We start from the raw sequence: 25462 nt of genomic DNA, 5'->3' as shown, positions 1-25462 counted from the left end.
CCTAAAGTTATTAAAGAATTGCACGGATATAGTTAGATCCAATAGAAGCTTCAAAAGAATTAAGGTCTATAAAGAAAAGAGAAAACCTTTGATGTACAGAGGGATATAGCTTAACTTAACGACATTGGGCGGGCGGGCGCAGCGGCATCCCTGAAGCGCAGCGAGGGATATAGCGGAGAACGGGAACAAACCTCAATAGTTGCCACAGTTGTTGCGCTCCAAAAAAAGTAATAAAAATCATTTGTAAATCAGGTTTCTTTGCCTTTCGGTTGGTGCAGTCCTTCTTTCCGCTATTATCTTTTTGTGGAGGTGTGTAGGCATATTTTGGTTTCTGCACCAAAAAGGATAGCCGCTTCAATAAGGTTTATTGAACAGGGGCCGGTGTAAGAAACCACGCCGAATTAGGCTAAGCAGACTTTTATAAGATAAACTTTTATTAAATAATAATATACCTTGTACTATCTGCTTAAAAAATAATATTTTAAAACATTATCTCTACTTATGTAACAGAAATAAAACAAATGTTACCGTCAACTGTTATCAGTTAAAATAAAAAATATAGCTGTCATGAAAAAGAAATTAGTAATGGGTTTATTAACAATGGCCTTATTTGGCGGTGTAACCCTTAGCGTAAACGCACAAGAGAAAAAAACTGAAGTAGGTAGGGCATTAGACAAAACCGGAAAAGCCATTGGTAAAGGGGCTAAATCGGTAGGTAATAAAACGGCCGAGGTAGCGGTAAAAGGTAGTTCGAAAGTAGCTGATAAAACCTGGAAAGGTAAAATGGCACCAGACGGTTCTGATGTTTATATTAACGGAAAAAACGAGAAATATTACGTAAACGCTAAGGGAGCCAAAATCTGGTTAAAGCCAAGCCAGATTAGAAACAGACCAGCTTCTAAAAACTAATTAAGGCAAATATCCTAAGCTGTGATTTTCATCCGGAGCCGGATGACTTAATAGGTAGTCTTAAAACAAAAAGTCCCGGAAGTTAAACTTTTGGGACTTTTTGCTAATCATTTCTATTGAACGATTGTTCCGTATAAATCGAAATCTTCTGCCCGGTCAACTTTTACCTTTACAAAGCTTCCATTGGCTGCGTAACCTGTTGCCGCGTCTATTAGCACTTCATTATCAACTTCCGGCGAGTCGAATTCGGTTCTGCCGACAAAGAAATCTCCTTCTTTTTTATCAACCAATACCTTAAAGGTTTTGCCTACTTTTTCCTGGTTAATATCAAATGAAATGCCTTGCTGTATTTCCATGATCTCGTCTACCCGTTGTTGTTTTACTTCTTCAGGGACGTCGTCAACCAAGGTGTGGGCATGTGTTTTTTCTTCATGTGAGTAAGTAAAGCAGCCCAAACGATCAAATTTGGTTTCGGCAACCCATTCCTTCATTTCTTCGAAATCCCGTTCTGTTTCGCCCGGGTAGCCGCATATCAAGGTGGTACGCATGGCAATATTAGGCACTTTATCCCTGATCTGGTTAACCAGGTCGATGGTTTTTTGCTTAGTGGTGCCGCGGCGCATCGATTTTAACATGTTATCGGTAATGTGCTGTAAGGGCATATCCAGATATTTGCAGATATTATCGCGCTCATTCATGGCATCCAGAATTTCCATCGGGAAACCAGAAGGGTAGGCGTATTGCAGGCGGATCCATTCGATACCAGGTACATCTGACAGGCGACGCATCAATTCATCCAGCTTGCGCACGCCATACAGGTCTAAGCCATAATAGGTAAGATCCTGCGCAATTAAAATTAATTCCTTAGTGCCGTTTTTAGCCAGTATTTTAGCTTCGTTAACCAATTCTTCCATCGGTTTACTCATGTGTTTGCCACGCATTAAAGGAATAGCGCAGAACGAGCATGGGCGGTTACAGCCCTCTGCAATTTTAAAGTAAGCAAAGTGCGATGGGGTGGTGAGTAAACGTTCGCCAATCAGCTCATGTTTGTAATTGGCACCCAGTTCATGTAAAATATTTTGTAAATCGTTGGTGCCAAAAAAGGCATCTACGTTGGTAATTTCCGATTCCAGCTCGGGTTTATAACGCTCAGAAAGGCAGCCCGTAACCACCACTTTGCCAATTTTGCCGGCTTCTTTCAGTTCGCTAAACTGCAGAATGGTATCAATTGATTCCTGTTTGGCATTATCAATAAAACCGCAGGTATTAATCACCACGATATCATCTTTTCCCATTTTGTCTGATTCGTGGGTAACGTTGAGGTTGTTGCCGCGCAACTGGCCCATCAATACTTCCGAATCGTATATGTTTTTTGAACAGCCTAAGGTAATCACATTGATTTTAGGTTGTTTAATGGTTGTTTTTTTTATTGTTTTGGTATTCATGTTATGTGTGATAGCACCGATATAAAATGATTACACCGATTTAGGTGAGTACCGATGATATATTTAAACGGACAGTCGTTTTACTTCGCATTTTGTATTGCCAAAGTTAATCAATAATCCTGTTTTAATTTTGCTGGCTTTTAAGTATGAGATAAGTTGACTTTGAAATAACTTAGGTTGGTATCCCGTCACGGATTTCAATTCTACAATTACCTTATCTTCAACAAAAAGATCGCATCTGAATTTCCCAATAATAATATGCTCAAATATTACATTAAATTCCTTTTCTGCAATGAAGTTTAAACTTGCTTGCTGGAGTTTAATTTTTAGTGCATTCGCATAGATTTTCTCTAAAAAGCCTGGACCTAACTGATTATGAACTTCATAACAGCAGCCGATAATCTTTTGTGTTAGCGTATCTTTTTCATATTCGATCATACCTAAATCTATATAAAAATCTATGAAATCACATAAATCTGTGAAATCATACGCTTGCGCTTACTTAAACAAACTATTCACAAAATCTTTTTTATCGAAAAGCTGTAAATCGCCTATTTTCTCTCCAACGCCAATATATTTAACCGGAATTTTAAACTGATCAGAAATCCCGATCACCACGCCGCCTTTGGCCGTTCCATCCAATTTAGTAATGGCCAATGCGTTAACATCGGTAGCTTCAGTAAATTGTTTGCATTGCTCGAAGGCATTTTGCCCGGTAGAGGCATCTAATACCAGTAAAATTTCGTGCGGTGCACCTGGCACTACCTTTTGCATCACCTGCTTAATCTTGCCCAGCTCGTTCATCAAACCGATTTTGTTGTGCAAACGGCCTGCGGTATCGATAATCACTACGTCCTCATTATTGGCCACGGCCGATTGCAGGGTATCAAAAGCAACTGAGGCAGGATCCGAGCCCATGGCCTGTGCCACCACTCTTACACCTACACGTTCGCCCCAAAGTTTAATCTGGTCAACGGCTGCAGCCCTAAAGGTATCGGCGGCGCCTAAAACAACCTTTAAGCCTGATTCTTTAAGTTTATGCGCCAGTTTACCAATGGTGGTGGTTTTACCCACGCCATTTACACCCACCACCATAATTACATAAGGCTTATGATCGCCATATTCGAACTGACGGAAATCATTGCTGTTGTTTTCTGATAGCAACAATTGAATTTCGTCACGCAGGATAAAATTTAATTCAGAAGTATTGAGGTATTTATCTTTGGCCACACGCTCTTCAATGCGTTTGATGATTTTTAAGGTGGTACTTACACCTACATCAGAGGTAACCAAAACCTCTTCCAGATTATCGAGTACTTCATCATCAACAGAAGATTTTCCTGCTACGGCTTTGGTAATTTTATTAAAGAAACCGTCTTTGGTTTTCTCTAAACCTTTATCCAGCGCTTCCTGAGCTTCAGGCGCAGTTTCTTTCTTTTTGAAAAAATCGAATAAACCCATATCTAAATTTGATATAACAAAAAAAGCCCTTCCGGTTAAAAACGGAACGGCCTGTAATATTTTATGTTAAAAATATTAACCTTATTTAGATGCGATAGCATCTTTTACGTGGTCGTTATGTACGATAAGTTCTTTGAATGAGTAAGCACCTGTTTTTGGTGATTTTACCATCGTAATTACTTTCGAATATTCTTTACCTGTACCTGTTTTAAGGGTTGCAACTACTTTCTTTGCCATGTTCTTATAAATTTAATGATTGAATGATAGAAGGATTGGATGAATGGTTAAACCCTCAAACTTAAACCTTTTACCTTCAGCCTTATTTAATCTCTTTATGTACGGTTACTTTTCTCAATACTGGATTGAATTTTTTCAATTCTAATCTTTCAGTCGTATTTTTACGGTTTTTGGTAGAAATATATCTAGACATACCTGGCATGCCACTTTCTTTATGTTCAGTACATTCTAAAATAACCTGAACTCTGTTACCTTTTTTTGCCATTTTAATATAAATTGAAAACTGTTAATCTCAACAGTTAATGTTTTTTACAAAAATCCTTTTTTTACGAAACGGTTAATTGCTTCGCTGATGCCCACTTTATTGATGGTTTTGATCGCTGAAGTAGAAACTTTCAACGTAATCCAACGGTTTTCTTCAGGGATATAAAATTTCTGAAGTTGTAGGTTTGGGTAAAATTTGCGTTTGGTTTTAACGTTCGAGTGAGAAACGTTGTTACCTACCATTGCTTTTTTTCCTGTTAAATCACAAACTCTTGACATGACTTGTAAATATAGTTGTTAATATCGTCCGCTTAATTTTTTTAAGAGTTTGCAAATATCCGAATAATAATTGTAAACAGCAATAGCCTAGCTAATTATTTTTTATAATTAATATTTACAATCGCTAAAGGCCTAAGCCAGGTTTATTATTCCGGATATTTAAATCACCAGCTCTTAAATTGATGATGCACTTAACATTTGATCTCCATTTTGATACGATAAGCCTATTTTTCATTGGCATTATTTCTTTAAATTAGCTGCCACGAAATCCAAAATATAAAAACGAGCGATGCAAATTACCTCTTTTAAACAATACGAAGAAGATTATAAGAAAAGCGTAGAAAACCCTGAGCAGTTTTGGGGCGAAGTGGCGCAGAACTTTCAATGGCGCAAACCCTGGTTTAAGGTATTATCCTGGAACTTTAACGAACCCGATATCAAATGGTTTGAAGGGGCAAAGCTTAACATCACCGAAAATTGTTTAGACCGGCATCTTGCCGCCAATGGCGATAAACCTGCCATTATTTGGGAGCCGAACAACCCGGAAGAAGAAAGTGTTATCTATACCTATAAAATGCTGCATGAGCGTGTTTGCCGTTTTGCCAATGTGTTAAAACGCAATGGGGCCAAAAAAGGCGACCGGATCTGCATTTATATGCCCATGGTGCCCGAACTGGCTATAGCTGTTTTGGCCTGTGCGCGTATCGGTGCGGTACATTCGGTTATTTTTGGTGGCTTTTCTGCTAAATCCATTGCCGATCGGATTAACGATTCGCAGTGTAAAGTGGTAATTACGGCTGATGGTGCTTATCGTGGCAACAAACAGATTCCTTTAAAAGATGTAATCGACGATGCACTGATCGGTTGCCCAACAGTAGAGAAATGTATCGTGTTAACCCATGTGCGTACGCCTGTTTCGATGTTGAAGGGACGCGATGTATGGTGGGAAGATGAAGTTAAACACGTAAACGATATCTGCGAAGCGGAAGAAATGGATGCTGAAGACATCCTCTTCATTTTGTATACCTCCGGCTCTACCGGCAAACCTAAGGGTGTGGTACATACCTGTGGCGGTTACATGGTTTATGCCGGTTATACCTTTGCCAATGTATTCAATTATCAGCCTGGTGAAGTTTATTTCTGCACGGCCGATATTGGCTGGATTACCGGGCACTCCTATATTGTTTACGGTCCGCTTTCGCAGGGGGCAACTTCGGTACTTTTCGAAGGTATCCCTACCTACCCAAGCCCATCACGTTTCTGGGATATTGTAGAAAAATACAAAGTAAATACTTTATACACGGCGCCTACGGCTATCCGCTCTTTAATGAGTTATGGCGATGATCCGCTCGAAGGTAAAGATTTAAGTTCCATACGCGTTTTAGGCTCGGTAGGGGAGCCGATTAACGAAGAAGCCTGGCATTGGTTCGATGAGAAGATCGGACATGGCAAAGCGCCTATTGTGGATACCTGGTGGCAAACCGAAACCGGTGGAATCATGATTTCACCTATAGCAACCGTAACCCCAACCAAACCTAGTTTTGCTACCTTGCCCTTACCGGGCATCCAGCCGATTTTGGTCGATGAAAACGGTAATGAAATTGAAGGAAACGGGGTAATGGGAAACCTTTGCATTAAATTCCCGTGGCCGGGTATGCTGCGTACCACCTATGGCGACCACGAACGTTGCAAACAAACTTATTTCTCTACCTACGAGAATTTATATTTTACCGGCGACGGCTGTTTGCGTGATGAAGATGGTTATTACCGGATTACGGGACGCGTTGATGATGTATTAAACGTTTCGGGGCATAGAATCGGTACTGCAGAAGTTGAAAATGCCATTAACATGCATGCCGGTGTGGTAGAAAGTGCCGTAGTGGGCTATCCGCATGATGTAAAGGGGCAGGGCATTTATGCTTTTGTTATTTATCCTGATATGCATGGCGAAGCTGAATTATCTAAAAAAGATATCTTGCAAACGGTTACGCGCGTAATCGGAGCCATCGCCAAGCCTGATAAAATTTTGTTTGTATCTGGTTTGCCCAAAACACGTTCGGGCAAAATTATGCGCCGGATTTTACGCAAAATTGCCGAAGGCGATACCGGTAATTTAGGCGATACCTCTACCTTGCTCGATCCGGGGGTGGTAGAAGAAATTATTGAAGCTGCTAAGAAACTCTAGTAAATAAATTTTAAAAATGAAGCCTCCCTGATGTAAAGCAGGGAGGCTTCATTGCTTATAAACATTAGCGTTAATAACCTGGGTTTTGTTTTAAAGCTTTATTCACATTTATTTCCCGGTTAGGAATCGGAAAAACCAATTTAGGATCATCATAAGCAAAAGTGCCTATAGATCGTTTGGTGCGTTTGTAATCATGAAGCCTGAAACCTTCATAATCCAGTTCCTTTTCGCGCTCGTTTAAAATGATGGTCAGGGTAGGTACCACATTTCCCAATCCAGCCCTGGTTCTCAGTATATTAATGTCATCAGCAGGGGTAGCGCCAACGCTGGTACCTAACCTAACGTTACATTCTGCACGGATCAGGTATTGTTCGGTAATTCTGCAAACCGGTATATTATCATAAAAGCTGTACCATTTTTTAGTAAAAAAGCCTGTTCTGGCGCCAGTGCCTTCGGGGCGATTGCAATGTGGGCGCAAAAGGATATGCCCGTGTCTCTTCATATGCTGATTGGATATTGTCTGAAACCGGGATTACGGATATTCCGGCTATATATACAAGTATAACCGGACCAACTACAATTTCCAGGGGAGGGGTGGAATATATTTATTCAGGTAAAAACATACCATCCGGTGCTACGCTTACCTGGACACTGCCATCTAATATAGGTACAATAACTGATGGACAGGGAACAAGCCACGTTACAATTTTTACCACATCAACTGGTACACAGGTAATAGATTCCAATATAAAATTGAAAGTGGTGGATCTTAATGGGAATACTAAAACTGTTTCCTATGCAATCAAGCTCAAATCAGGTAGGTAGCACTAATTGGTTTTGTGTAAGAAGCCGTTTTTAAAACAAATGAAAATGATCGGTGTTCTTATTTCAGAACTAATTATTAAATAGAACCTATGGATAAGTTAGAATTAAAAGGAAAGTGGAACGAAATAAAAGGAAAAGTTAAACAAGCCTATGCTGATTTAACAGACGACGATTTAAAACATGAACAAGGGCAGGATGACGAGTTATTGGGCAAACTGCAACAGAAAACTGGAAAAGGGAGAGATGAACTGGTAAAGTGGATCAACTCTTTATAGTATCTATTCAGGAATAACAACAGGCGATCTTTTCGATCGCCTGTATACGTTAAAAATATTTTTATGGACGATATTGCCCGGCGGTTTCCACAAAACCCCATACTAGCCCCTTTACATTTACCTCCCAGTAGGGTAGGGCTGGAAATTGCCTGCCTGCTCAACCCGGGTGTTTTTACCTTCAAGGGCAAAATATGGTTGTTGATCCGCGTGGCAGAAAGGCCCAAACAAAGCCCAGGGATTATCTCTTTCCCAATTTTAACCCAGGCTGGCATAGAAATTCTGGCTGTAGCAGAAAACGATCCCCAACTAAATGCCACCGACCCCAGGGTAATCAACTACAAAGGCGCCGATTACTTAACTACCCTATCGCATTTAAGGCTGGTTTGCAGTGATGATGGGATTCATTTTTATGAACCTGAGGGGTACCCGTTTTTACAGGGCGAAGGTAAAGATGAAACCTTTGGCATTGAAGATTGCCGCGTAACCTTTATCGGTAATACCTATTATTTAACTTATACGTCTGTTTCTGCCCATGGCGTGGGCGTAGGGCTGCGAACCACAACCGATTGGAAAAATTTTCAACACCATGGCATGATCATTCCCCCACACAATAAAGATTGTGCCCTGTTTGAGGAACGCATTAACGGTAAATTTTATGCACTGCACCGCCCCAGTAGTGTAGCGTTGGGTGGAAATTATATCTGGCTGGCCGAATCTCCAGATGGTATCCATTGGGGCAAACACCAGTGTATTATTAAAACGAGAGCCAACCTTTGGGATAGTGCCCGTGTAGGTGCCGGGGCTGCACCCATTAAAACCGCAGCCGGCTGGCTCGAAATTTACCATGGTGCCAATGAAAAACACCAGTATGCTTTAGGTGCCTTTTTGATGGATTTACAGGATCCGTCTACAGTACTGGCCAGAACCGAAGCGCCGATAATGGTACCCCGGGAAGATTATGAATTACACGGATTTTTTGGTGAGGTGGTATTTACCAATGGCCACCTGATTAATGGCGATGAACTGACCGTTTATTATGGCGCGGCCGATGAATTCGTGTGTGGGGCTAAGTTTTCGGTAGAGGAAATTTTGAGTAAGCTGACCTATTTTTAGTGTTGGTATACTGTTCCCGCTAAATCTTAAGTTGGCCTGCTCTTCGGAAAGCTTAACCACAGCTTTTACGCTTTTGTTCATGTTGTATAATTGTTCAATTTAATACTGACTAATGGGCGACGGTTCGGCTAAAACAATATCATAGTGCATCATAGCTTATACCTTGGGGCAAGATATCAATATTTCATCAGGTTTAGGAATTGGCGTTATTCACTGGTTCGTAAGTTGACTCCAGCCAAAACCCATTTGAGAGGTGTTTAAGATATAAAAAGCTCGGGTAAAGACTTATTTGAGATTTATAGTTGATGGCAGGCATTTATCAGCTCATCAGGAAAATCCTCCAATCCCTATTGTTGGCACAGCGTAGATAAGTTATTGTTGAGGTTTGATGATATAAAGTTCATCCCAATTACCGGAATAAAGCGCAAAACCATGTTCCGAACGGTAAAAAGAGGGCTCGTAAATTCGGGCCGCCCCGCCCGGTTCCGCCACGGTATACAAACGCGTTTTAAACCTGTCATATTTTTCTTTCTCCACCACCAGCCGATCTACCTGGAAAGAAAAATTCCTGCCGGCAATATCAGTTGAAAAAAATCCTTTGCCACGCCAGTTCGTAGCTGAAGAAGGAAGCGTTCCTCCTCCAATTACATGTTTATATTCCATTTTTTCTTCAGGGTAGAAATGTATCAGCCTCACGTCGTCAGGTATCACCGGATCGGGTGTTCCCGTATGAAATACATCCGTACGATAACGATAGCCCGAATCCTCATCAGCAACCTGCGTATAACCCGGCATCTTTTCCCAGAGCATGTACCATTGTTGCTGTTCGTAAAATGCCATCCATCTAAAGTCTTTTTCATGATCCCTGAAAGCACTGAAGAAGTAATAACTACCACTTTTTTTAACCGCCCTGATTTTTTGATCAATCTTATCTTTTGGCCAGCTAAAGTCGGCGTTTAAGCTAACAAAATGATGCCGGATCGTATCTCCGTCCAACGGCCAGGTGGTGTAATAGGCTTTTTGGTCGTTACTGAAAACCATAAAACGGTCTATAAATTTTGGCCAGTAACCTTCATATCTGATATAAATAGAATCTACCAGCTTTCCTTGTTGATCCAGTTTATAATAGCGGTAATCATGTTTCGTTTCTTCGTCTACCGTAGGATCCGCATCAATAATCAGTTGTTGGTTTACAGTCGGGAATACACGTATGGGCTCAGGTGATGAGGCACTGCGCATCGCTACGGTACAAAGTCTTTCGATTTTGAACAGGTTTGACCGGTAGTGTTCGTTAATGGCCTGAAAATCCACATATGTCTGTTCCAATGGTAACTTATTGCGTTCCAGCACACCGGCATTTTTCCGTGTGATCAGGTAAAATACAGCTACTACAATCACCAGTCCTATCGCTATCCACATCCAGTTTTTCATGATTTTAATTAACAGTTTTTTTCCAGAAAACCGCAGGAGCCGGCATCTGATGTTGCAAATTATCATTTTTTGGTTTAAGGAACAATAAAGGAACATTTTCCTGCTTATTTAAGCACCAAAAGATGAACCAGGAAATTTTTATCATCTTCGTAAACCAAGCGCTGCTCAGACCAGCATGTTAGTTAGCCTGGCAAACTTATCGTGCTGTGGCCAACCCTCTGCTGGAATGGTGAAGGCAAAATTAGCGCTATATTGGTGGCATTGACTGCAAAAAAGGAATAATTGAATCTGCTTTCTTAACCGGATATCATGGAAATCATCATCTTAATGCTCGTACTATTGTTTTTACGCCCTATGTTCAATTTGTTTTTCGGTAAGGAAAAAACTGAACCTGGTTTATCTAAAGCAGGTTACTGGGAAGCATTTGAATTGCATGCGCTTTTTGACGACCTGAACAAGGTGAAGGCTATTCTGGAACATACAGACGATACGCGGATTGATTTTATCGCTTTTAAGGATGAGTTTATGGAAGAACTGGATATACTTGAAGGAGAAAATAACCCTGATTTTTCAAGGGTCAGCGAATGGTTTGCGCCAGATGCTGACTGGGACAGGCTGATGGGACCGCGGGGGCGGGTACTGGGCACTTCTGTTTTTAAAAGGGCCGACTGGTGGAAACGCAACCAGTAGTTACATCAGGCTTAGTTATATAATTTCGGGCATTAAGTATTTCTCTACAAAGAGTACAAGCGTGTTTTTGAACACAAGAAAAGCGGATTTGAATACGTTGGCTCAATTCAATTGACTGAGCTTTGCATTGGAAATAAATGTTAAATTAATATGAAAATAGTCGTGACAGGTTCATTAGGAAATGTCAGTAAACCGCTGGTGTTGCTATTGATTGAACAAGGGCATCAGGTTACCGTAGTCAGCAGCTCAGCCGCTAGGAAAGCAGCAATAGAGCAGTTGGGTGCAAAGGCTGCGATCGGAGAATTAGAGGACCCCATTTTTTTAACTAAAATCTTTGATGGTCATGATGCCGCCTACTGTATGCTTCCGCCCTTTAACTTTTTCGGGGATCAAACGCTTGATTATCAGAAGCAGGCACTTAACATCAGCACAAATTATGTTCAGGCGATTCAAAACGCGGGGATAAAAAGAGTAGTACAGCTGAGCAGTGTGGGTGCTGAAAGGCCCACCGGGGCTGGGGTACTGGTTTTTCATCATATTGCAGAAAGCGTTTTTAAACAACTTCCTGAGGATGTAGCTGTTACCCATCTTCGCCCGGGCTCTTTCGATTATAATTTGTACGCTTTTATGGATATGGTTAAGGGCAAAGGCTTTTTGAAAGGTTTTATCGGCAAATTACTTTACCTTAGGCATTATGGTTTAAAAGGTCTTTTCAAAGGATATTCAGGTATTATATTGTCTAATTATGGTGAAACCGACAAAATCGCCTGGGTATCGCCCATAGATATTGCATTCGCTATTGCCGGGGAGATTAGTGCTCTTCGAGCAGGAAAGAAAGTGAGATATGTTGCTAGTGAAGAACTTACCTGTCAGGAAATAGCCGCTGCTTTAGGAAAAGCCATTGGAAAGCCATACCTGAAATGGGTGCTGATCAGTAACAGGCAAATGACTAATGCGTTTATGCAAATCGGGGCATCGGCTGAAATAGCCAAAGCATTTACCGAAATGAATGCGGCGATGCATAATGGTAGTCTGTTTGAGGATTATTTCAAAAACAGGCCTGCCATTTTGGGTAAAACAAAAATAAATGATTTTGCAAAAGCATTCGCCTTAAAATATAACGAACAATGAGACAGTTATTTATAACCATCCTCTTTCTAAATTTTTCTACCATGTTATTTTCACAGTCAAAAGCCGATGATATTGTTGGGGTATGGTACAGTCCGGTAAAAGAGGGCAATGTACAGATATATAAAAGCGGTAACCATTATTATGGCAGGTTAACCTATTTAAAACATGCTCTCGATCATGAAGGTAAACCTGTTTTAGACGTTAATAATCCCGATAAAGAAAAACGTAAACGGCCCTTAGTCGGAATTTTGTTATTAACAGACATTACTTTCAACGATAAAAAGAACAGCTGGAAGGGAAAGCTCTATGATTATGACGGACAAAAGGGAAATACCTATGATTCTTATCTCACCATTACCAAAAGTGGTGACCTCAATATCAAAGGTTTTTGGGGACTTTCTTTCTTCGGATTAAATCGCGGGCTGACTTTGGAAAAAGTTAATGTGGAATAATCTTATCTTTAAAACTTGTAAGCTACCCGAATGAATTTACAACAACCCTACAGAATAAAAACCATCAAGGAATATCATAAAATACTCGGTATCGGCCATCCTGAACATCCTATGATCAGTGTGATCGATCTCGCTGAAATCACACCCTACAGGAGCGAGGAAAGTATCAGGGTAGTGTTCGATTTTTATATGATCTCGCTCAAAAAGGTTGAGGCCGGAGATGTACAGTATGGCTATGGGCAGCAAAAATACGATTTCGATGATGGCATATTATTCTTTATATCTCCCAATCAGGTATTTTCATTCAAAGCCGATGATGACTTCAGGAGTGCAGGAAGCATGATGCTCATTCATCCTGATTTCCTGTGGGGAAATCCATTGGCCAAGGCCATCAAAAAATATGAGTTTTTCAACTATGCGGTAAATGAAGCACTGTTTGTTTCTGCAAAAGAAGAAATGGTATTGAAAAGTTTTATCAGGAATATTGAGCAGGAATATCATTCCCACATCGATACCTTCAGTGAGTCGATCATCATTTCCCAGATTGAATCATTCCTCAATTATTCAAACCGCTTTTATATGCGTCAGTTTCTTACCCGCAAAATATCCGGAAGTCAAATCGTGGATAAACTGGAAAAAATTTTAGACGACTATTTTGAGGATGAAAACAGCATCAATAAAGGACTGCCAACCGTACAATATATTGCGTCGGTCCTCCATTGTTCTCCCAACTATCTAAGCGGAATTTTGAAGGCACTTACGGGTCAGAATACCCAGCAGCACATCCACGGGAAGATCATTGAAAAAGCAAAAGAAAAACTTTCCACCACCACACTTACCGTTGGGGAAATTGCTTTCGCACTGGGATTCGACTATCCCCAATCATTTAGCAAATTATTTAAAAGTAAAACCGATTTCACTCCGGTTGAGTTCCGGGCGTCTTTCAATTAATCTTAAATTATTGCTGATAACGGGAACACCAGGACCAAACCGTTGCGTAATTTTCATCTGACATCACTGATGGTGATATAACTCCATGCATCGGTCTCGGATATGCTGGATTCTCTGATAAAAGACATTTTTCTCATACCATGGAAGGAAAATTTCAATTGTGTTGACACAATTGCTTCAATTTTAAGATTTGCGATTACCAGCCATGATTAATGAACTATACAGTAATTGTTTTTTATGATATTGTCTGATTTTTTTAGGTTGCCGACAAGAAGTCAATTAGTAATATAATTACATTACTATTCATGGATACTATTTTCTTCCCTCCGTTTTGGTCTTAGCATCTCGCTAAGACTGCTGCGAACAACAAAAGGCGGAGGCCTGAAAGATGTGGTAATGCTACTGTTATGATTTTGTACTTATGCCTGGTTTTCTTTCGGTTATGGTCCGATTATTAAAAACGGAGGGTACACTCTTCCAGCTGGATTAGAGCTGTTTTTAGTTGATCAGGAAATGCTGCTGAGGCTTACCAAAAGATCGGCAAACAACTTACGAGCCAATTACCACGGCTATTGTTCGAAAGCTCAAGCCCATAACTACTTGTTGCCTTTAGAAGTAATGCTCGGTATGAAGTGTTTGGCAGACCATTTCATGATTATCGATGGCGTTTGATTTGATGGATTTAATGAACTTAATGAAGTTTGGTTGATCCAACATTTTTTTAAGAATTTTAAGAGATATTGATGTATTTATTTTAATTTGCGGCCGCTTAAATTGTTAAACGGGATGTAGCGTAGCCAGGTATCGCGCCAGCATGGGGTGCTGGAGGTCGGAAGTTCGAATCTTCTCATCCCGACTAATTTTTAAGCTGCAATTTCTCTTTGTCGAGTAAAGGTAGCACGGGCCAATATCCATTCAAACTGTATTGATTGTTGCGGAGTATTGATCATCACCTTTTTTAATGTCTTTCCGCTATTTCTAATTTGCCATAGCAATATGATTCACGTTTTTCGGTGCTAAAAGTTTGATCTCCTGTAGCTCCGATATTCTTTTATTAATCGAAGCCTACAAACTGTATTCCGGCCAAGCTGGTCACCATCACGATAACTTAGCGGCTATTTCAGGTGATTCTCAATTTCACCAACGATCTGATTGACCAGGGGTGCGTGCAGTTCGATCCCTTTTTTTTCGGCTTCAAGGTCAGGTTCAAACAATGCAATCTTCCCGGTAATTTCCCTATAATCAAGTAGCTGCCATTCTTCCCCTGGTGGCCTGAGTGCACCGATCAACCTGCCCTCATGAATAATCTCAAACACACCGTTTTCCTCCTGTATACTGATTATTTTGCGATCACCATACTGATCGATATCCATCTCAAACGGCTGGATGCTTTTGCCTTGTTCTTTCATTTTGATCTATTGTATAAGTTTTTTGGTTTAATTTCTCCGTTTGGATTGGCTGATCTGCAAATTATCCCGACAGGTAAAAATAAAACATCGCCTTAACGGTTTTGCCCATAGCTTTTTTACCCGTTACCCAGTCCGAAATACTTTCGCGGTCAATACCGGTTTCAAAGGCAATCTGCTTGATCCGCAGTCCCTTTTCCTGCATTTTCTGATCAATCCAGGAAACATCAACTACATCGGCCGGAGCGGGTAGAACAGTATTTGCCGTGATCTGCAACTCTAATCCTGGTAGCCTTTTTTTAAACAGTTCTGCTGTTCTTTTCAGTAACACCTGCTGGGTAGCATATTTTCCTGAGGCGGTCTCCTCTTGACTGGTCTCTATTTCTACTATCTTATCGTCAACTGAAACGATTTTAAAATCTATATTCGACTGCATCGAATGCCGTTCTGCCGCTTTTTTAAGTGAGTTCAGCTCATCTGCATTTAAAAGAGAACCCAGGTAATCTATGTTCTGTATACTCATTTTATTCATTTGGTTTAAAAAATGAAAAGGTCTTTAACAGCGTTCGTTTGTTAAGGGCTGGCGCAAACGCCCTGCCTTGATATCATTTCTTTCCATTTAATCCTTTAGTTTCCTGCTATCCATATCCCGCCACTTTCGCTATCTTTTTCCGTGGCGTTTTTGTCAGCGGTCAGATCAGTTCATCGAAATGGATCGGAAGTTTGTAAATGCGTTTGCCGGTGGCATGATAAATGGCATTGGAGATTGCGGCCGGCATGCCTACCAATCCGATTTCACCAACACCCTTGGTGCCCAGCTCATTAATCAGGCTGTCCTTTTCATCGGCAAATATCACTTCCAGTTCACCAATGTCGGCATGTACGGGGATATGGTATTCGCCCAGATTGGCATTAATATATTTGCCAAGCTGCGGATCCATAATCGATTCCTCATGCAGTGCCTTACTGATACCCCATACCATTGAGCCGAGGATCTGGCTTTTAGCTGTTTTGGGGTTGATGATTTTTCCGGCCGCAACAGCGGTTACTGCCCGGGTGAGGGTGATGGTACCCAGGTCGCGATCTACCTCTACCTCCACAAATGAAGCGCTGTGGGTGGCCAGGCTGTATTTCCGCAGTTTGAGCATGTGGGGTCTGCCCATTTTTGTGGTTTTAATGGCCGCACCTTTATTAAAGGCAACAATGTCCTTCAGGCTAATTTTGATGGCCGGATCATTTTTAAGATGGATATGGCCCGAAGAAAAAACAACTTCTTCTTCCTTTGCCTTTCTGAAAGGAGAATCATTCATCTCAGCTGCCTTTTTTAATAATTTTTTACGCAGCGACCTGGCGGCAACCACAATGGCAACCCCTGTTGAGGAGGTGATTGCTGATCCGCCCTGAAACATCGAAAAAGGTTTTTTACTGTCCCCGTACCTGAATTCCACATCAGCCATTTCCAGTCCCAATTCATCTGCTGCAATCTGGGTCATTACCGTTAGCGTTCCCGTACCAATGTCGGTAGTGGCATTGTCAACTACCATTTTTCCTTCGCTGTTGATCATAATCTGCACCCGCGAAGGAAACTGGAAGGCATCCCAAATCCCCGTCGCCATGCCATAACCAACAAGTTTATTGCCGCGTTGCATGCTTCGTGGTTCAGCACTACGTTTGTCCCATCCAAATTTTGCTGCCGCCTCCAGGTAGCATTCCCTGAGCGCTTTGCTGGTATATGGTTTTCCTGCCGATGGATCAGCATCCGAATAGTTGAGCAGGCGAAGTTCAAGGGGATCTATTTTGAGCTGATAGGCCAGTTCATCTATGGTGCATTCAATGGCATGGAGTGCCGTGCTGCCGCCGGGGGCGCGCATATCCATCGGGGTATAAACGTCTAATGGCACAACCTGATGTTCAAAAAGCGTGTTGGGGGCAGGGTAGAGTTTATGGCTCCAGTTGGAGGTGGGTTCGGTATAATCTTCAAAATTCGAGGTTTCGGCAAAGGTGCTGTGGCCAAGCGCGGTAAGTCTTCCGTTAATGTCGGTGGCAAAACGCATCTGTTGTATCGCCGGCGGCCTGTGGCTAAAAGAGAACATCTGCTTCCTGTCCAGTACCACACGTACATTGCTTTTTAAATGCAGGGCCGCCATTACACATAGGAACAACTGGTACTGTGGCCTGAGGCCCGAACCGAATGCACCCCCTACAAAAGGGGCAAGTACCCTTACGTCCTTATAATGCAGCCCGAATACATTGGCAATAAAAAGCTGGTTATTGATGGTGCCCTGGGTTTTATCGTAAATGGTCAGCTTTCCATCCCCTTCAAAAAGGGTTGTGGTGGCAAAAAGTTCAATGGGGTTATGGTGTTCTGTGCCGTGGTGGTATGTGGCGCTTACCTTTACTGCAGCGTTTTCGAACGCGTTTTCAAAATCCCCTGTTGGCGGCGGGGGTGGTGGTTTAAGTGCGGTAGCCAATCCTTTTTTAGGCGCTCTGGCCTTATCCAGGTGTTTTTCCAAACACGTTTGGTGCGGTTCCTGCTGGTAACGGAAAACTATTCTGGTGGATGCATACCTGGCCGTCTCAAAGTCGCGGGCAACCACCAGCGCAACAGGCTGGCCATTGTAGAGGATGTTTTCATCATAGAGTGGTTTAAACACGGTTCCCGGAGGGGCGTCCATATCGGTATACTGCAAATCGAACCAGGCCAGTTTGGGCCGGTTGAGGTGCGAGAGGATATCCACCACGCCCGGTATGGCCATGGCTTCCGTGGTATCAATTTCCACAATCTTTCCTTTGGTAATCGGGCTGCTCACCACATAGCCGTGGAGCAGGCCTTCCAATGGGTATTCAGCAGCATACCTGGCCGCTCCGGTAACTTTTTCCCTTCCCTCCAAACGGCTAATCGGCCGGCCTACGTTTTTATCTGTATTCATGTTGATCTTGTTAGGTATTAGATTACATTGAGGGCTGTGCGCCTGGAAGCTGTGTATCCGGATCCAGTGCCATCATGCCGTTGCGTATAATGGCGTTTTTGGCCAGTTTGATCTTAAAATGGTTATATTCAAGTCCCACCGCTCCCTTAAGGATTATATCTGCCGCGGCAGCAAAGGTTTCCCGGCAGGCGGTTTTTTCGCGGAGAAATTCTTCCGCTTCCAGGGAACGCCAGGGTTTGTGTGCCACCCCGCCAAGCGCAATCCTGGCCTCTTTGATGGTATTGCCATCCATTTCCAGTGCGGTAGCTACCGAAACCAGCGCAAAGGCATAAGAGTGGCGGTCGCGGAGTTTCAGGTAGGAATAGTTCAGCGGAAAGCCTTTTTCTGGCAGATCGATCGAGGTAATCAGTTCACCAGGTTTCAGGTTGTTGTCAAGCTCAGGCCTTTCGCCGGGCAGGCGATGGAAGTCTGCAAAGGCCAGGCTACGTTCGCCATCTACACCGCTTACATTTACCCGGGCCTCCAGTGCGGCCAATGCTACGCACATATCCGATGGGAACACGGCAATGCAGGCTTCACTGGCACCCAGTATAGCATGCATCCGGTTATAACCCTCCCTGGCCGGACAGCCCGATCCCGGGACCCTTTTGTTGCAGGGCACCTGATGGTCATAAAAATAATAACAGCGCGTTCGCTGGAGCAGGTTGCCCCCGTTACTGGCCATGTTGCGGATCTGCGCTGAAGCACCTGCCAGTATAGCCTTCGATAACAAGGGATATCGGGATTCGATGATAGGGTGGTAGGCGGTTTCGGCGTTTTTTACAGCAGCACCCAGCCGAAAACCTCCATTTTCAAGTTCACGCAATTCCGAGAGCGCAGCCAGCTGGCTGATGTCGATCAGCGCTGTAGGGTGAGCAAGATTGTACTTCCATAAGTCGAGCAGGTTGGTGCCGCCTGCAATGAATGCAGCAAGGGGCTGATCATCGCTAAGCTGAACGGCAGCAGGTACATCAGGCACGGCGAGAAACTTGAAACTATTCATCACTTCCTCCGTCTTTTACCTGCATAATTGCATCTATAATACCCACATTGGCTCCGCACCGGCAAAGGTTGCCACTCATCAGTTCTTTCACTTCCTCACGCGAGGAAGCCCTGCCTTCGGATAAAAGACCTAAAGCACTGCACAGCTGCCCTGGTGTACAATAGCCGCACTGGAAGGCGTCATGGTCAATAAAAGCCTGTTGCAGGGGGTGAAGGCCGTTTTCCGTTGCAATTCCTTCCACCGTGGTAATTTCTGCCCCGTCTTTCATTACCGCCAGGCTCAGGCAGCTTAAAATACGCTTTCCATCACATATTACGGTGCAGGCGCCGCACTGCCCATGGTCGCAGCCCTTTTTGGTTCCGGTCAGATCCAAATGGTCACGTAAACAGTCTAACAGGCTCACCCAGGGGCGGATATTGATGCTATGGTGTTCTCCATTTATCTTCAGGGTAACTAAATGGGTTTCCATCTCTTGGGGATGCGGGTGCGGCGGATATGTTTCCATAGTGGTTTTGTTAACTGGCTTTTATGGTTAACAATAAAAATAAGAGATAGGTTTTTTTAATTTGGTGTGCGGGAATGCGGAACCACGCCTGCAGCAGGTGCATCATAAATGTCTAACGAGTGACGCCAACGAGATTATTTTTTGTACGTAAATAAATACTTGTATTAATTGTATTATTTATATACATTGCATGTAAACAAAATTATTAATTTATGCGCGCTCCAACCTCCTTTATTCCTGAATATACTGGCTACAAACCAATCATTTTGATTGTTCCGCCCACATTATTGATGATGTGGTAGGGATACATCTCCCATAAAAAAAAACTGGCATCTGTATCAATAGCAGATACAGGTAACTTCAGATGGTTATGTCAGCAATCAATCCCTTGATGCCCATTTATTCATGATTTTATTCAGAACAAAACCTTTAGGATATATGAATAGGAAGTTTTTAAATCAATCTATCAATAAATAAAAATTAACACAAAATCCAATGATGAAAAAACAATTAACAGTAATAGCTTTCGCTATTGGAACAGTTCTCCTGTCGTGTAAGGATAATCTTCTGACCGATGCAGACTTAAAAACGGGAAAATTAGGCAGGGTCGGTGCGTCTGATCATTTCCGCGACGTAAAATCATATAATGGAAGGGCTTATTTTGCAACAAAAGAGTCTTTGCAGGAAACATTTGATCAGCTAAAAGATGCTGATGATGAAACCGTAGCCAATTACATCGATGTACTGGGTATTACCTCGTTAAGGCCAATAGTTACAGAAAAGAATGAGGCCGATATTTATCAAAAAACCAAAGAGCGTTTGGAACAATTGAAAAAGAATTCCAGATATATGAATGCTGCCAGGGCCAAAGCTTCAATCAATAACATCGATGCGATGATTGACCAAATTGATGGCCTGGAAGAAATTATAGGTGATGATGCCTTTTCTGCATTGCTCAATAGTAATGGCGAAATTCAGGTTGGTGAGGACATCTATAAATATACCGATGTAGGGATTTTTATCGTTAATGCTAAAAATTATGAAGCCTTAAACAGGTATCTCGAAAAGGAGCGGATTGCAGATAATTTACTTTACCCCACGGATGATGGCGTACGGAATAGCTATGTTTCCGCAAGGCCTGCGCTGATGGTTACTTCCATTTCTGCAGATGATGGCATCGGCTACTATCCTGGTACATTGCCTTCCAGTGGTGGCGGGTATTCAGGCGGCACCTCAACCAACTCGCCCCCGGTAACAGATCCTAATATCCAAATGGCAAATTTCATCAACGCTTTACCGGCCTGCAGCACCTACACCACCTTTCTTCAAAGCCTGTTTGGAGATTCAGATATGTGTGTAGATCGTTATGAAAATAAAAGGAGGGTAAAATCTAAAGCATACAACTACAATTATTACCTGGCCTATAACCTTGGGGTTAAGGTTAAAAACCAATTTAAAGGATGGACCGGATTCTGGAGAAAAGAAAATGTTGATGAAATCCGTTTAGGGGTTATTTGTGGCACCTTCTTCTACGATTACTCTTCCTATTTTAATCCTGCGCCATCTCAGAATAGAATTACCACCATCTACAACAATAACAACAGAACTATTTTTGATGCGAGTACCTTCTGGACAGCTTCTTCTTATCCAGGCGTTTATTCGATATCCGGCTATAGCACGCAAAATTATCCTACCATTTTTAAGGATGACTTCTACATTGAAGATATACTTCCGTTCAATTATCCTTCAACCAACAATGTTATCGATTATGGGCTTTACGGCGCCTTACAGGCCGGAAATAAAGCATTATCGCATGAGAACCTGAACAAATTGTTCTGGAACGGCACTGTTTCAAAATTAGGTAACTTCCTGCAGTCGCTTGGGAAACCTAAGCCTGATAACAACATTACTTTTTCCTATAATGCCGCTCCTTTAGGTAAACTGATGGTGGCGAAAACATTTTACAATCATCAGTACAACACCGATGATGTTCATAAAACTTTCGACTGGGGTTTCCAGATTGGTTTCAATATCGATGGCAATGGCCATGTATCACCTAGTACTTCACCAAGTTCTTTAAAAAAGCCACAGGAATTTAAAACCCTGATGTACGGTATTGTAAAACGTAACGGGCAGTGGCATGGCAGTAAGATCTCAACCGGAAACTATTAAAAGAAACGTGATAAAAGCTATTTATTTCCAGTTTTTCTCCTCACTGCTTCCAGTTCTCGTAAACCGGTAATGGATCATCAGGTTGAGCCCGAAAGGGCAGCTTGGCGATAGGGAGGTGAAATTGATCAGTAATTGTGAATAGCTTAATTTTAACAATCTTTGGTGAAATCATTCTTTAACCGCCGTTTCGAGGAAATGGCGGTTGATAAGTGCGGTTGGCATGCTCCCGGTTTATGCAGCATATTTTTATACCACAAATGATTCACCACTTCATCTGATCGCTGAAGGTAGTTTTGATCAAATCGGTGCGATATAGGTGTGTTGGTTGGGTAAATAAAACACGATGAAAAAGCTTGCCTGATGCTAAACCTCATCCCCGGTCTTCAATGGTAGGAGCAAATCCGAATCACGGTTAGGCTTCCTGAGTGTGGAAACCGCAATGGGGCAGGCAGGTCCAGGTAACGGCGCCAAATACGGTAACGTTTCACCCGGTGATGTTTAAACAGGCATCCATTGTATCATTGAGGCATAGATAAGTATTATCTCCTTTAATGCATAACTTTCTGGTGAGCCATTCACCATCTATAGCACAAACAATTAACATCCCGGATGTAACCTGAACAGATTTATCCACTACAATGATACTGCCTTTCATAATGCCAAAATACCGCCTGTGGTCGTCATCGTACTCAAAGTAAAATGTATTGGTCGGATCGTTTACTATACTCTGGGCAATATGTAACCTCCGCTGTTTGTAGTCCTCGGCAGGGGATATGAAGCCCTAAACGCGTCCGGGATTGTGAAGTGTATCCAATGTATCGTTCTGGTGTAAATCTAGTTCTCTAAACATACATCATAACTTTACAGGTCAAAACCACTAAAAAAGCAATTCAAGCAATTTTTGATTATATCCACTAAATAACGTAGGTTAGCTATAGAAAACTTCACGCTCACATCTACAATTTATGAAAGCTCTCATCAAGCTGGCCAACAGCTTTTTTTTAGTACTCCTAATCATTTTCAGTTTCTCGTCCTGTAAAAAGAGAATTAACCCTGTCAAAAATGAAGAACTCCCTGCCGAAACACAAACCGGGGCTAATACATTCGGCTGTTTAATTGACGGTAAGGCTTACATACCTGATGGTGTTTTTGGGCTCCCGGCAATAACAGCTTCCCTGCAATACCAAATACTCAATCTACGGTCAATAAAAAAGAGTTCAAATGAAGCTATTGGCCTTCCGGTTAGGAATATGACCGCGGTAGGCGAATACGCGATTACGTCAGAAATGGGGTATAGTAACCCCGATCTCGATTATAAAGCTGTTGCAGGCAAAATAACGATTACCAAATACGATGTTGCTAATAATATCGTTTCCGGACGTTTCTATTTTACTGCAAAAAATGAAAAGGCCGGAAAAACCGTTTCTATAACGGATGGGCGCTTTGATGTTAAATTTACTAATTAGAGCCATTTGTACCAAGGCTATCAAACAAATCTGTTCTCTTTAGAAGCTATCGATTAACAAATACCTGATATTCCATCTAAATCAGTCAAAGATCGGATTATCGGATCAATTAATCATTAACCCTCTCAATCTTTACAAACAATGCTTAAGTCACCTTTTCTTTCCCTGCTGTTCTCGCTTTCCTTGAGTTTATGCTCAGCTCAAGACACGCCTAACGAACTTGCCAACAGGCATAACTTTATTTTTCAACACCTAAATCGCGGCGAAGCAACTACCGGTATCTTACTCGACTACGGTATAGAGTTCCTGAATATGGATAATTATGATGGTTCGGTGTTGTTAGACAGTAACAGGGTCTCCATTACAGATTGGAGGAGCATATATGCCACATTACTCACCTCACAATATAATTATCAGGTCAGCTTCTCTCAACCCGCTTCGCTAAATACTACCATCAATTCATATGTTGCAGATCATCTGGCAATGCCATTTGTGCTTTTGCACTATAACTATAGTACATTATGAAGCGATGCGCTTAGCGCGGGTTGATGAGTTTCTATGCGTTAAAAAAGATGGACATAAACAGATTATACAAAAATAAATCTAAAGAGGTTTGTTTTTGTATTTATAATATGTTAAATAATATTAAACGATCAATATCGAACAAAATGAGCAATATAGCATATATCATTTTACTGATAGCACCTTTATTCAGTTCTGCTTATCAGGAAAATCCGGGTAAAGTAAGGACCGGACCTCACGCATTTACCATTCAATGGATTACTTTTGAGAAGGATAACAAGCCTGGAAAAGTAATCATAAAATCGATAGGGAAAAATGAGTACAGTATCGAAGGCGAGCAAAGGGATAAAACTAAAAATGAATATGTCACTATCAAAGGAACTTTTATGGTAGTGGGGCGGCTGCTTAAATTCAATGGTAAAATCGTATCAAGGATAGCGGATATCAATAGTGGGCAACCTTGCGAAAGCAATGGGCTTGCGGTATTCAAAGCTTCCGGAAAGCGAAAATACTGGCGCTTACAGCAAATGCTGAATTGCGATGGCATAACAACGGACTACATAGATATCTTTTTCTAAATATCAGCAAGGTAAGCCACCTGGCCGATCTGCCGGATTGCAATTGCTCCGTTATTTTTAAAAAAAGACATCGCCAAATGATCTTTTTTTTGCGTTTTCAACTGATGGTTGAACCGGATAGGTGATGGCGCAGGCAGTACAGTAAGTGAAACGGGGGGAGATTTGTTACCGTTTTTTTTATGCTCGTTTGGGCTATGATTGAACCTTAATATTGACGAAGGGTACCTGGCCGATTATCGGGCCGTGTTCATTCTGAAAACCTGATCTTTTTCCTGTAGGCTTTTTTGATTTCGATCAAGATCACCCCGTTAGCGCCTTTCGCGCCGTACACCGCCGTATCCTTTGCATCCTTCATTACTTCAATACTTTCAATCCAGTCCGGCGATAGCTCACTTAATTTCGAGGCTTCAATTGTACAGCGCTTATTACCGGCCTTGATCAGATAAAGCGGTGATCTGTTCAGCGAAATTGTCGATATACCGCCGAGCATGATCCTTTTCTCAGCGATCAAGTTGATCACCATGTTATCATTCAGATAGGTCTCCATGGGGGCGTAACCTGGCAGGTTGAATATGAATTTAGATAACCTGTCGGGATCATCCAGGTTTAGCCCAAATCTGCCAAGGGAATCCGTTATCGCCAATGCATCTTCTTCTCCTATCTTTCTTACTTTAACGTGGGCGAGTGCTTTGCCATTTGCCTGGTCAACTACGGTTCCTTTTATGGTGACTGGTAAGGTGGGGAGGCTGGCCGGTGATGGTGTGGTTTCATTGGCTGCTTTGTGCTGCCCTTCGGTTTGTACCATTAATGGTTTTGTTTTTTGTGCCCGGGCCGGGCTAACGGCCATTGCGGCCAGGGCAAGCGGCATGAGCCATTGCCAACCTATCTTTGCAGGGGGGCTTAACAGGTTGCGGTTCATTTGGCTGGCCAGCAGGCGTCCGCATATGTTATCGCTTTTATGTTTGAAAAATTCTGCCAGTTCCGTATCAGATTTGGTAGTGAGGTCTACGATGTGTTTGGCGCATTTGCTGCAGTGATGTTTGCCATCTGGCTGCTCAATCTCGCTCCATTGCCGTAAGCACGGTTTGGTGAGGATCAATTGCAGGTTTTTCATGGGCTGAGGTTTTTATATAGGATGCGGTAGAGTGGGGGATTCCATAACTGGTCTGATTTTTATTTGCCTGTACAGATTT

The 25462-nt window shown here is 42.2% G+C and carries 28 protein-coding genes and 1 tRNA gene; 14 read left to right on the top strand and 15 right to left on the bottom strand.

Annotation, left to right across the window (positions count from 1 at the left end):
* Positions 1-567 precede the first annotated feature (567 nt).
* A complete protein-coding gene (locus QZ738_RS09645; RefSeq protein WP_293786951.1) occupies positions 568-909 on the top strand; it encodes a hypothetical protein in 342 nt (113 codons plus the stop codon).
* Positions 910-1022: 113 nt separating this feature from the next.
* On the opposite strand, the gene rimO is transcribed toward QZ738_RS09645, so the two are convergent.
* From rimO to rpmB, 6 genes are all read right to left on the bottom strand, one after another.
* The gene (gene rimO, locus QZ738_RS09640; protein WP_293786949.1) at positions 1023-2354 is read right to left on the bottom strand and encodes a 30S ribosomal protein S12 methylthiotransferase RimO; all 1332 of its coding nucleotides are present in this window, start codon (positions 2352-2354) and stop codon (positions 1023-1025) included.
* A gap of 63 nt (positions 2355-2417) precedes the next feature.
* Positions 2418-2792, bottom strand: a complete 375-nt coding sequence (locus tag QZ738_RS09635) for a GxxExxY protein (RefSeq protein ID WP_293786947.1) — start codon at positions 2790-2792, stop codon at positions 2418-2420.
* Positions 2793-2852: 60 nt separating this feature from the next.
* Entirely contained in the window at positions 2853-3815 is a 963-nt protein-coding gene (ftsY, locus tag QZ738_RS09630) for a signal recognition particle-docking protein FtsY (RefSeq protein ID WP_293786945.1), read from the bottom strand.
* Between the two features lie 81 nt (positions 3816-3896).
* Positions 3897-4052, bottom strand: coding sequence for a DUF4295 domain-containing protein (locus QZ738_RS09625; RefSeq protein ID WP_010599808.1), 156 nt, complete (start codon positions 4050-4052; stop codon positions 3897-3899).
* An 82-nt stretch (positions 4053-4134) separates the two neighbouring features.
* Positions 4135-4317: a 50S ribosomal protein L33 gene (gene rpmG, locus QZ738_RS09620; RefSeq protein WP_010599807.1), complete on the bottom strand. Its 183-nt coding sequence runs from the start codon at positions 4315-4317 to the stop codon at positions 4135-4137.
* Between the two features lie 44 nt (positions 4318-4361).
* Positions 4362-4595 (bottom strand): 50S ribosomal protein L28, encoded by a 234-nt coding sequence (gene rpmB, locus QZ738_RS09615; protein WP_025145121.1) that lies wholly within the window; start codon positions 4593-4595, stop codon positions 4362-4364.
* Positions 4596-4884: 289 nt separating this feature from the next.
* On the opposite strand from rpmB, the gene acs reads away from it, so the two are divergent.
* Positions 4885-6780, top strand: a complete 1896-nt coding sequence (gene acs / locus QZ738_RS09610) for an acetate--CoA ligase (protein ID WP_293786943.1) — start codon at positions 4885-4887, stop codon at positions 6778-6780.
* 70 nt (positions 6781-6850) lie between these two features.
* Here acs and QZ738_RS09605 read toward each other — a convergent pair whose 3' ends face one another.
* On the bottom strand, positions 6851-7282 hold the full coding sequence (locus tag QZ738_RS09605; protein WP_293786941.1) for a RagB/SusD family nutrient uptake outer membrane protein: 432 nt from the start codon (positions 7280-7282) through the stop codon (positions 6851-6853).
* A gap of 14 nt (positions 7283-7296) precedes the next feature.
* On the opposite strand from QZ738_RS09605, the gene QZ738_RS09600 reads away from it, so the two are divergent.
* The 3 genes from QZ738_RS09600 (at position 7297) to QZ738_RS09590 (ending at position 8993) form a co-directional block, all read left to right on the top strand.
* Complete coding sequence (locus tag QZ738_RS09600) at positions 7297-7605, top strand: hypothetical protein (RefSeq protein WP_293786939.1); 309 nt, start codon at positions 7297-7299, stop codon at positions 7603-7605.
* Positions 7606-7694: 89 nt separating this feature from the next.
* Positions 7695-7880 (top strand): CsbD family protein, encoded by a 186-nt coding sequence (locus QZ738_RS09595; protein ID WP_293786938.1) that lies wholly within the window; start codon positions 7695-7697, stop codon positions 7878-7880.
* 63 nt (positions 7881-7943) lie between these two features.
* Positions 7944-8993, top strand: a complete 1050-nt coding sequence (locus QZ738_RS09590; RefSeq protein ID WP_293786936.1) for a glycoside hydrolase family 130 protein — start codon at positions 7944-7946, stop codon at positions 8991-8993.
* 372 nt (positions 8994-9365) lie between these two features.
* Here QZ738_RS09590 and QZ738_RS09585 read toward each other — a convergent pair whose 3' ends face one another.
* The gene (locus QZ738_RS09585; RefSeq protein WP_293786935.1) at positions 9366-10424 is read right to left on the bottom strand and encodes a hypothetical protein; all 1059 of its coding nucleotides are present in this window, start codon (positions 10422-10424) and stop codon (positions 9366-9368) included.
* Between the two features lie 309 nt (positions 10425-10733).
* On the opposite strand from QZ738_RS09585, the gene QZ738_RS09580 reads away from it, so the two are divergent.
* The 5 genes from QZ738_RS09580 to QZ738_RS09560 all read left to right on the top strand — a co-directional run bounded on the left by QZ738_RS09580 (position 10734) and on the right by QZ738_RS09560 (position 14504).
* Entirely contained in the window at positions 10734-11114 is a 381-nt protein-coding gene (locus QZ738_RS09580; RefSeq protein ID WP_293786934.1) for a hypothetical protein, read from the top strand.
* 150 nt (positions 11115-11264) lie between these two features.
* The gene (locus tag QZ738_RS09575; RefSeq protein ID WP_293786933.1) at positions 11265-12245 is read left to right on the top strand and encodes an NAD(P)H-binding protein; all 981 of its coding nucleotides are present in this window, start codon (positions 11265-11267) and stop codon (positions 12243-12245) included.
* Positions 12242-12697 (top strand): DUF2147 domain-containing protein, encoded by a 456-nt coding sequence (locus QZ738_RS09570; protein WP_293786932.1) that lies wholly within the window; start codon positions 12242-12244, stop codon positions 12695-12697. The genes QZ738_RS09575 and QZ738_RS09570 overlap by 4 nt, the downstream gene beginning before the upstream one ends.
* A 30-nt stretch (positions 12698-12727) precedes the next feature.
* A complete protein-coding gene (locus tag QZ738_RS09565) occupies positions 12728-13648 on the top strand; it encodes an AraC family transcriptional regulator (RefSeq protein ID WP_293786931.1) in 921 nt (306 codons plus the stop codon).
* A 782-nt stretch (positions 13649-14430) separates the two neighbouring features.
* Positions 14431-14504 (top strand) — tRNA-Pro (locus tag QZ738_RS09560).
* A gap of 259 nt (positions 14505-14763) precedes the next feature.
* Here QZ738_RS09560 and QZ738_RS09555 read toward each other — a convergent pair.
* The 5 genes from QZ738_RS09555 to QZ738_RS09535 form a co-directional block, all read right to left on the bottom strand.
* On the bottom strand, positions 14764-15057 hold the full coding sequence (locus tag QZ738_RS09555) for a hypothetical protein (RefSeq protein ID WP_293786929.1): 294 nt from the start codon (positions 15055-15057) through the stop codon (positions 14764-14766).
* A gap of 61 nt (positions 15058-15118) precedes the next feature.
* On the bottom strand, positions 15119-15577 hold the full coding sequence (locus QZ738_RS09550) for a helix-turn-helix transcriptional regulator (protein ID WP_293786927.1): 459 nt from the start codon (positions 15575-15577) through the stop codon (positions 15119-15121).
* A 169-nt stretch (positions 15578-15746) separates the two neighbouring features.
* The gene (locus tag QZ738_RS09545; RefSeq protein WP_293786926.1) at positions 15747-17984 is read right to left on the bottom strand and encodes a xanthine dehydrogenase family protein molybdopterin-binding subunit; all 2238 of its coding nucleotides are present in this window, start codon (positions 17982-17984) and stop codon (positions 15747-15749) included.
* Positions 17985-18006: 22 nt separating this feature from the next.
* Positions 18007-19026: a xanthine dehydrogenase family protein subunit M gene (locus QZ738_RS09540; protein WP_293786924.1), complete on the bottom strand. Its 1020-nt coding sequence runs from the start codon at positions 19024-19026 to the stop codon at positions 18007-18009.
* Entirely contained in the window at positions 19019-19531 is a 513-nt protein-coding gene (locus tag QZ738_RS09535; RefSeq protein WP_293786923.1) for a (2Fe-2S)-binding protein, read from the bottom strand. The genes QZ738_RS09540 and QZ738_RS09535 overlap by 8 nt, the downstream gene beginning before the upstream one ends.
* Positions 19532-20026: 495 nt before the next feature.
* On the opposite strand from QZ738_RS09535, the gene QZ738_RS09530 reads away from it, so the two are divergent.
* Positions 20027-21703 (top strand): hypothetical protein, encoded by a 1677-nt coding sequence (locus QZ738_RS09530; protein ID WP_293786921.1) that lies wholly within the window; start codon positions 20027-20029, stop codon positions 21701-21703.
* Between the two features lie 484 nt (positions 21704-22187).
* Here the strand turns inward: QZ738_RS09530 and QZ738_RS09525 are convergent, their stop codons facing one another.
* On the bottom strand, positions 22188-22478 hold the full coding sequence (locus QZ738_RS09525) for a S24 family peptidase (RefSeq protein WP_293786955.1): 291 nt from the start codon (positions 22476-22478) through the stop codon (positions 22188-22190).
* Between the two features lie 190 nt (positions 22479-22668).
* On the opposite strand from QZ738_RS09525, the gene QZ738_RS09520 reads away from it, so the two are divergent.
* The 3 genes from QZ738_RS09520 (at position 22669) to QZ738_RS09510 (ending at position 24269) form a co-directional block, all read left to right on the top strand.
* Positions 22669-23169: a DUF6252 family protein gene (locus QZ738_RS09520; protein WP_293786919.1), complete on the top strand. Its 501-nt coding sequence runs from the start codon at positions 22669-22671 to the stop codon at positions 23167-23169.
* A gap of 141 nt (positions 23170-23310) precedes the next feature.
* Positions 23311-23694: a hypothetical protein gene (locus QZ738_RS09515; RefSeq protein WP_293786917.1), complete on the top strand. Its 384-nt coding sequence runs from the start codon at positions 23311-23313 to the stop codon at positions 23692-23694.
* A gap of 143 nt (positions 23695-23837) precedes the next feature.
* On the top strand, positions 23838-24269 hold the full coding sequence (locus tag QZ738_RS09510) for a hypothetical protein (protein WP_293786915.1): 432 nt from the start codon (positions 23838-23840) through the stop codon (positions 24267-24269).
* A gap of 247 nt (positions 24270-24516) precedes the next feature.
* On the opposite strand, the gene QZ738_RS09505 is transcribed toward QZ738_RS09510, so the two are convergent.
* Positions 24517-25383 carry a hypothetical protein gene (locus QZ738_RS09505; protein ID WP_293786913.1) on the bottom strand — a complete coding sequence of 289 codons (867 nt, stop codon included), beginning with the start codon at positions 25381-25383 and terminating at the stop codon, positions 24517-24519.
* Between the last annotated feature and the right edge of the window lie 79 nt (positions 25384-25462).

The organism is uncultured Pedobacter sp., from assembly GCF_913776295.1.
GTDB lineage: Bacteria > Bacteroidota > Bacteroidia > Sphingobacteriales > Sphingobacteriaceae > Pedobacter.
Note: the sequence above shows the minus strand (reverse complement) of the source record. Positions and strands in the feature narration are given on the sequence as shown.

Bases quoted from the DNA above. Each gene is read 5' to 3' on its own strand.
- QZ738_RS09575 (WP_293786933.1), top strand. From the start codon at position 11,265: ATGAAAATAGTCGTGACAGGTTCATTAGGAAATGTCAGTAAACCGCTG.
- QZ738_RS09590 (WP_293786936.1), top strand. From the start codon at position 7,944: ATGGACGATATTGCCCGGCGGTTTCCACAAAACCCCATACTAGCCCCT.
- rpmB (WP_025145121.1), bottom strand. From the start codon at position 4,595: ATGTCAAGAGTTTGTGATTTAACAGGAAAAAAAGCAATGGTAGGTAAC.
- QZ738_RS09520 (WP_293786919.1), top strand. From the start codon at position 22,669: ATGAAAGCTCTCATCAAGCTGGCCAACAGCTTTTTTTTAGTACTCCTA.
- QZ738_RS09545 (WP_293786926.1), bottom strand. From the start codon at position 17,984: ATGAATACAGATAAAAACGTAGGCCGGCCGATTAGCCGTTTGGAGGGA.
- QZ738_RS09515 (WP_293786917.1), top strand. From the start codon at position 23,311: ATGCTTAAGTCACCTTTTCTTTCCCTGCTGTTCTCGCTTTCCTTGAGT.
- QZ738_RS09510 (WP_293786915.1), top strand. From the start codon at position 23,838: ATGAGCAATATAGCATATATCATTTTACTGATAGCACCTTTATTCAGT.
- rpmG (WP_010599807.1), bottom strand. From the start codon at position 4,317: ATGGCAAAAAAAGGTAACAGAGTTCAGGTTATTTTAGAATGTACTGAA.
- QZ738_RS09585 (WP_293786935.1), bottom strand. From the start codon at position 10,424: ATGAAAAACTGGATGTGGATAGCGATAGGACTGGTGATTGTAGTAGCT.
- QZ738_RS09645 (WP_293786951.1), top strand. From the start codon at position 568: ATGAAAAAGAAATTAGTAATGGGTTTATTAACAATGGCCTTATTTGGC.
- QZ738_RS09565 (WP_293786931.1), top strand. From the start codon at position 12,728: ATGAATTTACAACAACCCTACAGAATAAAAACCATCAAGGAATATCAT.
- QZ738_RS09550 (WP_293786927.1), bottom strand. From the start codon at position 15,577: ATGAGTATACAGAACATAGATTACCTGGGTTCTCTTTTAAATGCAGAT.
- QZ738_RS09555 (WP_293786929.1), bottom strand. From the start codon at position 15,057: ATGAAAGAACAAGGCAAAAGCATCCAGCCGTTTGAGATGGATATCGAT.
- QZ738_RS09625 (WP_010599808.1), bottom strand. From the start codon at position 4,052: ATGGCAAAGAAAGTAGTTGCAACCCTTAAAACAGGTACAGGTAAAGAA.
- acs (WP_293786943.1), top strand. From the start codon at position 4,885: ATGCAAATTACCTCTTTTAAACAATACGAAGAAGATTATAAGAAAAGC.
- QZ738_RS09635 (WP_293786947.1), bottom strand. From the start codon at position 2,792: ATGATCGAATATGAAAAAGATACGCTAACACAAAAGATTATCGGCTGC.
- QZ738_RS09535 (WP_293786923.1), bottom strand. From the start codon at position 19,531: ATGGAAACATATCCGCCGCACCCGCATCCCCAAGAGATGGAAACCCAT.
- QZ738_RS09505 (WP_293786913.1), bottom strand. From the start codon at position 25,383: ATGAAAAACCTGCAATTGATCCTCACCAAACCGTGCTTACGGCAATGG.
- QZ738_RS09530 (WP_293786921.1), top strand. From the start codon at position 20,027: ATGATGAAAAAACAATTAACAGTAATAGCTTTCGCTATTGGAACAGTT.
- QZ738_RS09540 (WP_293786924.1), bottom strand. From the start codon at position 19,026: ATGAATAGTTTCAAGTTTCTCGCCGTGCCTGATGTACCTGCTGCCGTT.
- QZ738_RS09580 (WP_293786934.1), top strand. From the start codon at position 10,734: ATGGAAATCATCATCTTAATGCTCGTACTATTGTTTTTACGCCCTATG.
- QZ738_RS09570 (WP_293786932.1), top strand. From the start codon at position 12,242: ATGAGACAGTTATTTATAACCATCCTCTTTCTAAATTTTTCTACCATG.
- rimO (WP_293786949.1), bottom strand. From the start codon at position 2,354: ATGAATACCAAAACAATAAAAAAAACAACCATTAAACAACCTAAAATC.
- ftsY (WP_293786945.1), bottom strand. From the start codon at position 3,815: ATGGGTTTATTCGATTTTTTCAAAAAGAAAGAAACTGCGCCTGAAGCT.
- QZ738_RS09605 (WP_293786941.1), bottom strand. From the start codon at position 7,282: ATGAAGAGACACGGGCATATCCTTTTGCGCCCACATTGCAATCGCCCC.
- QZ738_RS09595 (WP_293786938.1), top strand. From the start codon at position 7,695: ATGGATAAGTTAGAATTAAAAGGAAAGTGGAACGAAATAAAAGGAAAA.